This is a genomic window from Shewanella sp. QJM3NY_23, assembly GCF_056173105.1.
Genome location: NZ_CM149657.1, coordinates 1,204,558 through 1,216,383 on the forward strand (window position 1 = coordinate 1,204,558; position 11,826 = coordinate 1,216,383).

The 11,826-nt window shown below is 40.3% G+C and carries 11 protein-coding genes and 1 tRNA gene; 1 reads left to right on the top strand and 11 read right to left on the bottom strand.

Annotation, left to right across the window (positions count from 1 at the left end; genetic code table 11):
• The first annotated feature begins 453 nt into the window (after nt 1-453).
• Entirely contained in the window at nt 454-1,764 is a 1,311-nt protein-coding gene (locus AC0VXX_RS05465; protein ID WP_475516260.1) for a tyrosine-type recombinase/integrase, read from the top strand.
• An 11-nt stretch (nt 1,765-1,775) separates the two neighbouring features.
• Here AC0VXX_RS05465 and AC0VXX_RS05470 read toward each other — a convergent pair whose 3' ends face one another.
• From AC0VXX_RS05470 to AC0VXX_RS05520, 11 genes are all read right to left on the bottom strand, one after another.
• Nucleotides 1,776-2,522 carry a hypothetical protein gene (locus tag AC0VXX_RS05470; RefSeq protein WP_475516261.1) on the bottom strand — a complete coding sequence of 249 codons (747 nt, stop codon included), beginning with the start codon at nt 2,520-2,522 and terminating at the stop codon, nt 1,776-1,778.
• Nucleotides 2,523-3,139: 617 nt separating this feature from the next.
• On the bottom strand, nt 3,140-3,679 hold the full coding sequence (locus AC0VXX_RS05475) for a hypothetical protein (protein ID WP_475516262.1): 540 nt from the start codon (nt 3,677-3,679) through the stop codon (nt 3,140-3,142).
• Nucleotides 3,680-3,754: 75 nt separating this feature from the next.
• Nucleotides 3,755-4,216: a hypothetical protein gene (locus AC0VXX_RS05480; RefSeq protein WP_475516263.1), complete on the bottom strand. Its 462-nt coding sequence runs from the start codon at nt 4,214-4,216 to the stop codon at nt 3,755-3,757.
• A gap of 132 nt (nt 4,217-4,348) precedes the next feature.
• Nucleotides 4,349-6,469: a hypothetical protein gene (locus AC0VXX_RS05485; RefSeq protein ID WP_475516264.1), complete on the bottom strand. Its 2,121-nt coding sequence runs from the start codon at nt 6,467-6,469 to the stop codon at nt 4,349-4,351.
• Nucleotides 6,470-6,987: 518 nt separating this feature from the next.
• Nucleotides 6,988-7,470, bottom strand: coding sequence for a hypothetical protein (locus tag AC0VXX_RS05490; RefSeq protein ID WP_475516265.1), 483 nt, complete (start codon nt 7,468-7,470; stop codon nt 6,988-6,990).
• A 151-nt stretch (nt 7,471-7,621) separates the two neighbouring features.
• The gene (locus AC0VXX_RS05495; RefSeq protein WP_475516266.1) at nt 7,622-9,580 is read right to left on the bottom strand and encodes a replication endonuclease; all 1,959 of its coding nucleotides are present in this window, start codon (nt 9,578-9,580) and stop codon (nt 7,622-7,624) included.
• Nucleotides 9,573-9,881, bottom strand: a complete 309-nt coding sequence (locus tag AC0VXX_RS05500) for a hypothetical protein (protein WP_475516267.1) — start codon at nt 9,879-9,881, stop codon at nt 9,573-9,575. The genes AC0VXX_RS05495 and AC0VXX_RS05500 overlap by 8 nt, the downstream gene beginning before the upstream one ends.
• The gene (locus tag AC0VXX_RS05505) at nt 9,881-10,246 is read right to left on the bottom strand and encodes a hypothetical protein (protein ID WP_475516268.1); all 366 of its coding nucleotides are present in this window, start codon (nt 10,244-10,246) and stop codon (nt 9,881-9,883) included. The genes AC0VXX_RS05500 and AC0VXX_RS05505 overlap by 1 nt, the downstream gene beginning before the upstream one ends.
• Entirely contained in the window at nt 10,230-10,415 is a 186-nt protein-coding gene (locus tag AC0VXX_RS05510) for a helix-turn-helix domain-containing protein (RefSeq protein ID WP_394229094.1), read from the bottom strand. The genes AC0VXX_RS05505 and AC0VXX_RS05510 overlap by 17 nt, the downstream gene beginning before the upstream one ends.
• A 129-nt stretch (nt 10,416-10,544) precedes the next feature.
• Nucleotides 10,545-11,453: a hypothetical protein gene (locus tag AC0VXX_RS05515; protein WP_475516269.1), complete on the bottom strand. Its 909-nt coding sequence runs from the start codon at nt 11,451-11,453 to the stop codon at nt 10,545-10,547.
• A 224-nt stretch (nt 11,454-11,677) separates the two neighbouring features.
• Nucleotides 11,678-11,753 (bottom strand) — tRNA-Arg (locus AC0VXX_RS05520).
• Nucleotides 11,754-11,826: the final 73 nt, after the last annotated feature.

Sequence of the window (11,826 nt, forward strand, 5' to 3'; positions counted from 1 at the left end):
GCTTGGCACCCTAACCACAAGTGTGAGGATTTAAACTTAGACATTGGGCTTAAAAATGATCATGGCCGCAAGGATTGGTATAGCACTAATTAAATAAGATTAAATCGATTAAATCGAAGGCTAAGCCGTGAGTGTTAACCTATTCACCTAGCTACGCAGGGGCACTAAACCATTGTTAACCTAGAGGGATGTAGGATGTATTAGGATGTTGGCGGTTAGTGATGGTTATTTTACCTATGCATAAGATAACCATTTTAGTGGCTATCTTATGGTCTCCCCACAGGAGAGCTTTAGCGAGATTAACGAAAATTGATGGTTTTTAATCATTCTTTATTATTCAATATCTTAAGTTGTCTTTTGGTGTTTTTGACATTAACAGAAATTACTGTAAATTGGTTAAAATTAATCCCTATGGCGGCACAGGGGCGGCACCAGATTTACAGGTAAGTCATTATGAACACTGAAATACCTTTCACAAAACGTAGTTTAGAACAGCTAAAAACACCCCAAAAACGGTATAGAATCCACGATATTGGCCTTAGAGACTCAATTAAAGGGTTATTTTTAGATGTTTTGCCGTCTGGAAAAACTATTTTTCGCTTTCGCCGCAAGCGCTTAGGTCGAGACGTCACAATTACTATAGGGCACTTCCCAACAATTACAATAGAAAACGCCCGTAAACTCGCCGCAAAACACGCATCAGAATTGGCCGAAGGTCAGAACCCCAATGAGGTGAAACGCCAGCAGAAGCTGGATGCAGAGCTTGAGCGTGCGCTTTCAATGTCGGTGCAGCAATTGTTTGACGTTTTTGAAGTGGAATTTGAGTTAAAGATAAAATCGGGCGAGCGGCGTCAAAAATCCTTACAAGATATTCGCGCCACATGGCGAACCCATCTACAAACACGAATCGGCCATTTGCCTATCGATAAGCTCACTGAGCAAGAAGCCAGCAACCTGTTAAAACTGATTTTAACTAAACGCTCTGTGTCAGTGCGCAATAAGTGTTTAACCTTGCTTAAGTCGATGTTTGCCGAACAGCAAACTAATCCCTTTGCCAAAATCAAAAAACTGGCCGATACCAAACGTGAACGCATTTTGAGTCAGTTGGAAGTTAAAAACTTGCTTGAGGCGCTCAACAGTGAAGAAGCCATTTACCGTGATGTGGTCATGACGCTACTGCTAACTGGTCAACGTAAGAGCTGCGTGTTCAGTATGGAGTGGAAGGAGATCGAGCATCAGCGTGGTATCTGGCTTATCCCCACCACTAAGATGAAAGTAAAAAAGCCTCATGCGGTGCCATTAACCAAAGAGGTGATGGAGATTCTTGAGCGCCGAAGTAGTGAGGCTAAGCGAGGTGAGAAATATGTTTTTCCTGCAAGCAAAAGCCTGTCAGGTCACATCACTGAAAAGTCGGGCAAGGGCAGTTTCTGGTGGCGCATCACCGAACGGGCTGGCTTGCGGAGTGAGAAAAAAGGCGAGAGCGTTACCATTCATGATCTGCGCCGAACCATAGCCAGTTGGAGCGTGATGCGCGGCGGAAACATCCAAACCACCAGTAAACTTTTAGGGCATAGTGATATCAGTATCACTGCTAGCACCTATGCTCATCTTGATATTGAGCAGGTAAGGGCGCAGCTTGGCATCACCACGGCGCAATTGCTAGGGACTGATTTAAAAGAATCCAAGGTGGATAGGTTGCTGAGGGAAATAGAACAGCTCTCGCCTAATGAAAGACAAGAGCTTTTACAAAAGATACTAACTTGATGGAAAATCTATCAAAGCCTAATTTCGACGGAAGCGGGTTGTCCAAATTTATCCGTAAAATAATTTTGTAGGGTATCCTTAGCTAATTTAGCATCTTCGTTAAGTTGGCCAAAACGCATACCTAATTTTTTATCAGTAGTTACACTAAAGCCGCCTTCGATTACAAGAAATAATTCACTAACTTCCTTCGATGCCAAAACTTCCTTTAATTCGTTCATGGTTGGCTTGGTTGATATAAGAAATGTTGGATTTATCCCGTGCTGCTTAGACGACTTAAGTATTTCGAGACCACCTAAATCTTGAATGACGTTTGGGTAAATAAACCGTTCTTCCAGCAGAAATGTTATGCAGGGAACTCCTATCTTCAAATCTTCAAGATCATTGAATAAAAGTGGGCTATTTAAATTATCTGATAATGCTGAATAGTCACTAAGAAATGGAGTTACGAATTTATGATTATTCACTGCACAAAGCTCAAAATGTTTGGCTAGTTTTACAATAAAATCGTTTTGATTTACTAATTTAAATTGGTGCTTAGACTGGAGTTCTGTAACTAACCTGTTGACAGATTCATTAGATAAATCAAAATCTAATGGTAATGAACAAAGCAATCCATTTGCAGTATTAAAACCTTGCATGATTGCGAGTAACTCTTTACAGCGACTGTTTTTGATTGAACATCTACGACGTTCTGCTAAAAGCATATACTGTAAACATTTAGACAGGGCGTTAAACTGAGATTTATCTAAAATTTTCATACTAATCCTTAAATCGTCATTAATTCTGTTTATCCCAGTTACTTGCAGAATATATTTTGACTGAAAAAGGAGTGTCAAAAACTTCAAATTAAAGTGATTGTTGAATAGAGCTGGGACTCAGGGCTCATTACCCCACGCACCTCTCATAGAAATACGTTGAGCTCAGAATATTGAATAATTTCATTTCCGTCAAGATTTTAAATTTACTTTATTTAAAATTAACAAATCTTGACCGGAGTGCCTGCGATAATGTCACTATTCACGATTTAAGGCGAACCATTGCAACTTGGAGCGTGATGCGTGGGGAAGTATTCTATTTCTTGATGTAAACCACCAATAAGCTACTAGGTCATAGTCAACTGCCGTTAGGCAGAGATCTAAGCATGAGTCAGTATTACCGCCAGCACTTATGCCCACTTAGATGTTGAGCAGGTGAGGGCTGAGCTTGGTATCACCACAGCTCAGTTGCTAGGGCCTGATTTAAAAGAATCCAAGGTGGATAGATTGGAGAAGGAGATAGGAGAACTCTCGCCGGATGAGCGGCGAGAGTTGATGGGAAGAATTTAAAAGCCTCATTCAGGTGCGCGTAGGCGTCACCTGTAATGACTAGTATTGTTTTAGACTGGTTGTACAGTGTGCGTGCAATACGGATGGTCGGGTATTTTAACTTCCTTGCTCCAGTTACCGTCTCGGTACGCACTTGTTAAACGAGTTAGCATATCAGAAGCACTTTGTCTACTACCTGCGAGTAATCTTGAACAATTAGAATCTGAACCTTCAGAGGAGCTATGGTCAATAAAGCACTCTGTACCACCAGAATCAACGATTTCAGTAAGCACAGCTTGATTATAGAAGCGACTAATACTTGTTCTTATAAGCCTTTCAGCCCATCGGTGCGGGAACACTTGGTTATTATGCTCATATGGGCTGTAATGCCTTGGTAACCTGAACTCTACATCAGAGATTGCTTGAGATAGGTCGATTGATCCATTGAAATAATTTGTAAGAATATCTTTGAGGTTCTCAAGCCTGCCTTCTCCTTCCATGACTTTACCCGGTACAGGCTCATCTTGGATTAAATCAAGAATTCTAGCTTTAAGCGCATCATTATTATTTACACTTTGCGTAATTTCACTGAACTCACTTGCATACAACATACTTGTCATTCTCCTTGTGGTGAATTATGAAACTGATGAAACCTAACTTCTTGCTATAGCGCTGATAACACGGTTCTATTTAAGATATGATGCTTCTATATTTGAAATGTAAACTGCATGTGTGCCTTCAAAATCTCGAAAGTTCTTTATCGACTCAATAGATGAAGATGCTGCTTCTTTGCTCGTTGCCGTCGAAAAATCAACAGGATTTGGTTCAATAATGGACTTAATATAGCTGTCAGAAAAGCACCTTGCTTCAGATGAAAATGGATCAATTACAATATCAAAGACTCGATTTAGGCTTCCAGTCAGAACGTTCTTGGAACGACCATCTTTGAACATTTCCAGATCGAAAGTCACGTCACGTATCGTTGAAAATGTATTATTTTCAACTTTTACGAATATAGGTGCGGAAAGTGGACACCTATTATTAGCGCCATCTCGTTCAATGGTTGCCGTAACTACCACACCATAAAAAGAAATAAGACCTAATGTTATAACCGTCGAGGCGATGATCAACCAAATAACTTTCTTCATTATATTTACCAGTTTGTTAAACAAAGAGCACCAATACACCATATTGGATAAAGCGTTATAACGCCCGAATTTTCGGCTGGTTGGAGCGCAGCGGTAAACCAGTCCGACGGCATGCGCTTGTTCGAAACATTTCTAGACACCAATAAGAGCATCGCATTCATCAATAACATACTGAGGAACAGTTTGATATTTTGCTGGGTTAAGCTGGTAAATATAGTCGTTTTCAATATGAAACGACTGGTTTATAAATTTTTGGATTGTGCTTGCTGCAATATCGTCTTCTGTGCCGTCAAAAATTATTCTGTATAAATGAAGCTTTTCGTAGTTATTAGTTGACTCTCTATAAAGACGTTTCATTGCCTCATCGTTCTTAATCATCTCAACTAGAGTTGAGTAATTAAATTCAGGAATATGAGCTGTTATTTCCGTGTTAGCTTCAGTTACTTCATCGTTGGACATATGTCTTTCTGATATCTCACCATCATCTTGAACTGTAAAAATCAAAGGTATATCTCTTTTATGGAATATATTTGAAAGCAACTGGTACGCCATACCTTTAACATTCATTACTTCATATGTACGTCGTAAGTAAACCAGTTTTTCAATTACGTTTTCAGAAGCTCGAATATTCTGTGTGTTAATATCCATAAACGTTTGAATATCTGACTTCCTCACTTCAATCTCGTTAAGTAGCCCTAGCCTATTTTCAATAAAAGAAGCTGAAGGCTGATCAAATCTTACACCATGATGAAATATCATATCGACAATTGGCTCAAAGTCATGACTAAGAAGCAGGACTGTTTTACCTCTGAAATTACCACTAAAATTCCGCTCTCGACAAAAAAGCATCTCAATAATTGCGTATTTCTTGTTTTTATCGAAGGAAGATATAGGGTCGTCCAGTACTATTAAATCAGGGGCAGCTTTCACTGCGTCAAACATAAACAATACTAAAGCAAACGCATTACACTCCCCATAACTCAATCTATTACGAACCTCTGTCACTTCGCTATCATTCAGCTCGGTATGCAGCAATTTCAAACGATGATGCCCACTTTCATCCTCTTGTAGATCAACCTCATACTTGTAGCCAGCATTTTTTAAGAAGGAGTTAATACTGGATTTATTCTCTGTAACTAGCTGTTGAATATGTCTCTTTTGAATTGCTATCTTCCCTTGCAGTATCCCTGCCTTTCCAGTTAATTCATTTATAGACGTATTAACTTGATCGATTTTTCCAAGTATTTTTTCTGACTGCAAATGTCCATATAGATTTGGTTCGATCAAGTATGTTTTTAATTGAACAACTACAGTATCTACATCTTTAAATGAAATAAATCCTATATTTTTTAGCTCATTAAACTTAGAGCTCAATCGGTCTGATTGGTCTTTAACTTCTTTCAGAAATGCAATTTGCTCTTCATTATATCCATCTATAGTGCTTATGAACTTATTTATAATTTCTTTAGTTTCCTCAGTAAAGTAATCTTCAAGTCTTTTAAAAACGCTAATTATTTTATTTAAATTTTGAATAGAATTAGAGTTGTAAACTTCGCCAACTCTCTTAATGGTGTCCTTAACCTCCACGACCTCATTGATGCAGTAGGGGCAATTATCTGTTCTATCTACAAACTGATTCCCTTCAATCTGCCACTTAACCCACTTAACATTATCTTCAGCTTGAATAAAATCTTTATACAGCTCTAAACCTTCAGGAATATTATTAACCTTATTTCCATCTTTGAATGCTTTTGCCAAGGCACTAGCGCCGTGAATCCCTTTTCTTGTTGACCTGCCAAAACTATCACTCAATTCCTTAAAATCATTGATAAGGTTTTCAATATCAGGATCATCTGAAAAGTGGCTTTTTATTTCTGAAACAAGCCCTTCAATTTCCCCCATTACTGTTTCATAGTTCTCATCACGAATAAGTATGTCGAAGCTCCCTTTTAATAGCTCATCTGGTTGATATACGAATTCATTAATGTAAGACTCATCAAAGACTTTTACACTTTGGAATTCCTCACACCCAGTGATGCTCGGCGTTACCTCTTCGTTCCCTATGGCTTTAAAGGGCGTAAGCTCATTAATTTCACTAGTCCCAGCATTCCTATCTTTAATAGTTTTACAAATAGCCCTTGCTAGCGTACTTTTTCCAGTCCCATTTATTGCATACTTTATATTAAGGCGACCTTGAGCTAGGCTGACCTTCCCATAATCAATGTTATTGCAGTTATGAATTTCAATTTCCAAAGCTAACTCCTTGCTTGAATTTGAGAGGGCTTCTAATATTTTAATAGTGAAACCTTACAAGGTAGCTTACCTTGCAAGCTTGACCTACCTTCCAAGAAAGGAGGTGTTTTATGTATCAGCGAAGCAAAAAATATCTGCAACAAGTTGCTAGATTAGCAAGTATTAGAGCGGCTAAAGAATGTAAGCGGCTCTAATGTCAATTCATTTCATTACCCTTTAACGTGCTTCCGAATCGTGTAGAGGGTTAGAGGCTATTTGGTTCCAGCTAAGCGATAGAAACTGCTCAATCGCTTATCTTTCAGACACGCTACCGCCCTTGGATTGTGGGTATCAGCTTCCCTGCTGTTTAGTAACTTTTGATTTTGTTGAAGTTATTTATGGTACCTGAACGTAACATAAGACTTATTTAACGTCATTTAGAAAGTTGCTTTAGTAACAAAAAGTTGCATTTAATCAAATTCTTATATGCTTTACTTGTCGCTATAATGTATTTCGTTTGCTAGATAAATCAATGTCGTTTACTTCAATGTTGCACATGTTGAGTCCCTTTGTTTGGCTACTTCGGGATCATTATCCTGCATTGCTCTAAGAATGAGTTGATTACATTCTTTTTCTTTAAGCTGTTGTACGGTCTTTTGCATTGGTTTACCTATGGTGGCAATCATGGGTTTGTAGTTCAGTGACGCATTGCAGTACATTCTTGACAAGCTGCGGCCTTTTGAGTTGAGTTTTTTTGTTACCGATAATTGTTCACATAGATCGGTGAACATGGCTTTGGCTTGCTGGGTGCACTTGGAATAGGACGTAGCTTGCTGCTGAACGTCGGCACAGACGCTTTCTTGCTTGACCTGCCATAGAAAGTGCTGGAATCGAATGTCGGTGCCTTTGTAATTGAGCATTTGTGCTGTGACGGTAGTGTTTGCCGCATCAACATAGGCGTTGGTGATGTTATTGCTCACCATCTCCAGATAGGCTGCAAATAGCTGTGACAATGGATCCATTACTCGTCCTTAAGTAGCTGTTGTGTATCACTAATAGACTTGATACTACTCTTTTCTCTGACTGATTAATAGTCAGTGCTGGTTAAAATATCTTGAGTATTTCTTTATAAAATTGACCAATATCAATTCAATGGTAAATCGGGTGGTTGGTTCAGTATCTGGTCGCGGTTTGACTCATGTACCTTGTTGATAGGTCGATTTCATTTAATCTCCTTTTTCCCGCTGACCGATTATCTTCTGGCATCAGATTGATAGTCACGAGGTTTGGTATCGTATCTGACTCGGTGACGAGGGTGGTACAGTTATTGACAGAACTCCAAGTTAACGGCTTTGGCTTAGTTGTCATTGAAATCGTCCAGCTGTGTACGCGAGTGATGATCTCAACACCTAAACAGACAATGCCTTTGAGTTGCTTGATGAGTGCATCTCCGTAGCGATTGGTTTTTAGCTCTAGTCGATCATGTTTAATATCTGCTGTTGCTTTATATTGATTTTCGGAACTTTCGGGAGCTGATTCCGATACTAATTCCGGAAATACGGCAATCGAATCCGGGATTGGATTCCCGGATTCCGGCAATGTAATCCCGGAATTTTCAGGGTGATTCCCGCAATTTCGGGATTCTTGCTGGATGGTTTCAGGATTTTGCTTGCTTTTTGCGCTAAGGGAGTTGGCGTTGCCATAAAGTGGCCTAATGAGTTGATCGACTCTTTTGCAGAATACTCCGCCCATTAGCTCAGTGTAACGGTTCCAGTTGGAGCTATCTGCGGCCTGTCGTATTTCCTCTACCCAATCTAAGCTTTGGTCTGTGATTTTGCTTAAGCGCCTTAGTTCACGCCATTGAGTGACACCCACACCACCAATTTGTTGGAATTGGCGAATACCCCAGCAAGACGCCCATACTTTGATACGAACTGCCGATGAAGTTGCTTCTTTGCCGTATGAGTCGTGGTCTATGCCTTTACCGTCAATATTTTTAGATACGTACTTCACCACATAGCCAGTGGCTGAGCCTTTGTCGGGATTAATATATTCGACCTTAAAGCGCCTCTGCTTTGCGCCTTGCTCGTCGCCATCTTCCTCTAGGCAATATTGCTCGAAGGTGTCGACTAAGGCTTGTTGCTGCTCCGTTGGAATAAACAGTAATAGATGCCAATGGGGTGTGCCGTCATGGTGCGGTTCAGCAATGCGGAAACCGAACGGGGTGATCTTGTCACGGTTGAGTGAAGCCCTAATACGCTGAAAGGTACGATTTAAGTATTCTTGCGCGTCAAGTGGTGTCGCGCCGTTCCAGTTAGGGTTTTCATCACCTGATTTAGAATAGCTGCGGTGATACTTCGACGGTGTTGTCATGGTGAGGAATAGAGCGGAATAGCCCATCTGTTTGGCATAGTCTTCAAAGCCACGGATGCGAACCATTAACTCTGCTTTGCGTATGGCAGGATTTGATACGTTGAGCTGTGATAGTTCAGCAAGACTCATGCTGTAATCAAGCTCATTGGTGGCTATGGTGTTTTCTAATAACTCTTGGTTGTTTTGCCATTGAGTTTTGAAGTTATTGACCGTGATATTACTAGCGTAAATTCCACGATGTTTGTTCACTTGGTTTAACAGGCGAGAGATCGTTTCTATTTGTTTGTTATGTTGACGTCTTAGCTTTGGTTTCCACCAAGAAGGATCAAATGCTCTGGACAATACTCCCCATACTTTTTTCTGCTCGTTTTCAGATAATGTGCCTGCTTTTAGGTTTGTGATTATCTTGTCAGTTAGCTTTGTTGGGGTGATTTGATAACACTCCAAATAGCGAATGACACAATTGTACTTTTCAATAAGACAATTGCTATTGAGATTTTTGACAAGAGTTATACAACGGCGAGCGTGGCGTTTTGCTTGAATAGCATGATCTCGGTCGTTAGTGTTGATGCTGTAAAATGAATGGTCTTTACCTAAAATGTTTGCGATTGCCTTAGTTGTTTCCCTTACATAGATGTTCGCATCTCTTCGTTTAGCAAATTTGCTGTACTTATCCATTATTGCATCACTAAATAATGAGGGGATGCCATCAAGCCGCCCCTTAAGCCATTGCTTATCATGTTCATGGACGTTAGGCATGGTGGCTCTCCTTGCTAGGCGCTTTATCGCCGCTTTGCTCTGCGTGGGCTGTCAGCCAATTAAGCCCACGTTGGTTAAGGCTGCAACGTAACCAACGCATTCCCGTTATGTAATGGACACTCTCACCGATAAAACCTAGTGCCTTTAGTTTAAAAAGGGTGCGCTTTTGAAAATGCCCGTGATAGCTTTCAAAGCCCGTCATTTTGCAAAGGTCAGGGCAGATCTCAATACAGACATCGATGTTATTGCCCTGAGCTAACCATTGGATGAACTCAACTTGCTCGTTAGTGAAGGCGGCCATTACTTGCCTCCTTCAGTATTAGCGATTGTTTCATGTTCAGGTGCTGGCAGTTTTGATGGTTTCTGTGCTGTTAGCTGCGGTGTCGACTGCCCGTTATGTAACGAAGCCTTGGTTACAGGTTTGATTTCATCCGTTCCGTTAACGAGTTCATGTTTCGTTAACGGGTACATAGATGAATCAAGCGCGCAGTTTTCGGCCTGTGTACCCGTTAACGGGTACAAGGGCGATAATTGCTCTGTGGTACCCGTTAACGGGCTGGAGCCGATTGAGGCTTTGAGCATTGTGGTAGTCGCATTAAGCATTCCACACAGATGAGATAAAAAGCAAATGATGACGATAGCGCCGAATTTAAGCAGTGTGTTCATAAACCCTCCCGTTGATAAAGTTCTCAACATCGCTTTGGCGGTACATTACACGACGACCAACTTTGATAAAGCTAAGAGGGTAGCGGCCAGTACAGCGCCATACAGATAGGGTGCCTATAGTGATGCCAAGAAACTCGGCAACTTGAGAGGGGGTAAGTAGTGTATTCATGTTAACTCCGATTAGTGTGTGTCTTTCGGAGTTAACAATATGATCAGACGATTAGTGTGTATGTACATTCAAGCTGCTTGAAAATACATTAAGCTGCTTGAGTGTATATTTAGGGGGGATTAAAGCTTGTTAACTGGTTCTTTTTTGAAAGCGTTTAGTCGATCTAAACCAGTCTACAACCGTCCTGTGACCGTTAATAACACTGTTAAATTGAAAACCATGCTTTTTACCAAGTTCGACGATTTGCGGGTATAAACCTTCAGCAGCTTTCGTGTAATTAGAATATTCATTAGTAGCCAAAAACAGTGCAATAGCATCTTTAGCTGTTTGTTGAGAGCCTTGCTGTGTCTTTTTACCGCCTCTTTTCCCTGCCTTCTTTGAGTGTTCAATTGCCCCTTGTACTTTGAGCACATTTTCCCGAATCCGCACAGCATAAGAATCTTGATGCGAAATTAGCTCCTTTATTAAATATTCAGCTAATAAGTTAGCTTGTTGAGGTAGCCCTGCAAACTGACATGAAAGAATGCCTTTGAAAAGCTCAAACAACTTGGTTGTTAGTTGTTCTGACATGCGCTGTGTCAGTATTGATTTAAGTGGCTGGACTCTTTCGTTGAACAGTTCTGATGTATTCGGTAAAAACAGGTCGGCGATTTCAATCAGTGAATTGGCATGAGCTATTGCTATAGCTTTATCTGGTTTATATATGCCTTCCATCATTTCTAAGAAAATTTTAATTAGATTGCCCCAACTCTCACTGCGTGCTTTATGGAGTTCATCTAATAAATTTAAGCTGTGAGGGTGCTTCGCGAATGCTTTGACTATATCTTCCTCTGAACTATTTCCTTCAGCAATGGCTTCAAGTTGGTGGACACTCACTATAAAGTTAGTAAAGCTCTCAACGGTTTCTTTAACATTGCTAGTTATTTGTTCTGAATCAAGATCAGGGTTTTCTTTATCGTTTAGAGGAATAATAGAGCTAAGAAGCCATGCCCTTATTTTTTGTCTGTCTGTAGGAATATCTAGATCAAAATCTTCCATGACTGAGTAGTTTCTTTCCTGTTTTTGAATAAGACAAAACTATTAGAAATGGAGTGAAAAGTCTACAACTGAGGTTAACTGAGTAAAACAGGCGTTATTCAACTAATACCAAGAGAATGTATAACAAAAAGTGCTAAAAAAGGCCTGTTCTATGGCGGCACAGGGGCGGCACCAGATTTTGTTAAAATCGTAAGCGATTGAATTTTATAAGTAAAAGGTCTATCTGGTCTCCCCACAGGGACTCGAACCCCGATCGATCGCTTAGGAGGCGACTGCTCTATCCTGTTGAGCTATAGGGAGACGCTGTTGATTATACTGTTTTTCATCTCGATGAAAAGGCTTTAGATTTAGTTGCTTAATTAGTGGTCGCTTG

Bases quoted from the DNA above. Each gene is read 5' to 3' on its own strand.
- AC0VXX_RS05515 (WP_475516269.1), bottom strand. From the start codon at position 11,453: ATGGAAGATTTTGATCTAGATATTCCTACAGACAGACAAAAAATAAGG.
- AC0VXX_RS05505 (WP_475516268.1), bottom strand. From the start codon at position 10,246: ATGAACACACTGCTTAAATTCGGCGCTATCGTCATCATTTGCTTTTTA.
- AC0VXX_RS05490 (WP_475516265.1), bottom strand. From the start codon at position 7,470: ATGGATCCATTGTCACAGCTATTTGCAGCCTATCTGGAGATGGTGAGC.
- AC0VXX_RS05480 (WP_475516263.1), bottom strand. From the start codon at position 4,216: ATGAAGAAAGTTATTTGGTTGATCATCGCCTCGACGGTTATAACATTA.
- AC0VXX_RS05495 (WP_475516266.1), bottom strand. From the start codon at position 9,580: ATGCCTAACGTCCATGAACATGATAAGCAATGGCTTAAGGGGCGGCTT.
- AC0VXX_RS05500 (WP_475516267.1), bottom strand. From the start codon at position 9,881: ATGGCCGCCTTCACTAACGAGCAAGTTGAGTTCATCCAATGGTTAGCT.
- AC0VXX_RS05470 (WP_475516261.1), bottom strand. From the start codon at position 2,522: ATGAAAATTTTAGATAAATCTCAGTTTAACGCCCTGTCTAAATGTTTA.
- AC0VXX_RS05510 (WP_394229094.1), bottom strand. From the start codon at position 10,415: ATGAATACACTACTTACCCCCTCTCAAGTTGCCGAGTTTCTTGGCATC.
- AC0VXX_RS05465 (WP_475516260.1), top strand. From the start codon at position 454: ATGAACACTGAAATACCTTTCACAAAACGTAGTTTAGAACAGCTAAAA.
- AC0VXX_RS05475 (WP_475516262.1), bottom strand. From the start codon at position 3,679: ATGTTGTATGCAAGTGAGTTCAGTGAAATTACGCAAAGTGTAAATAAT.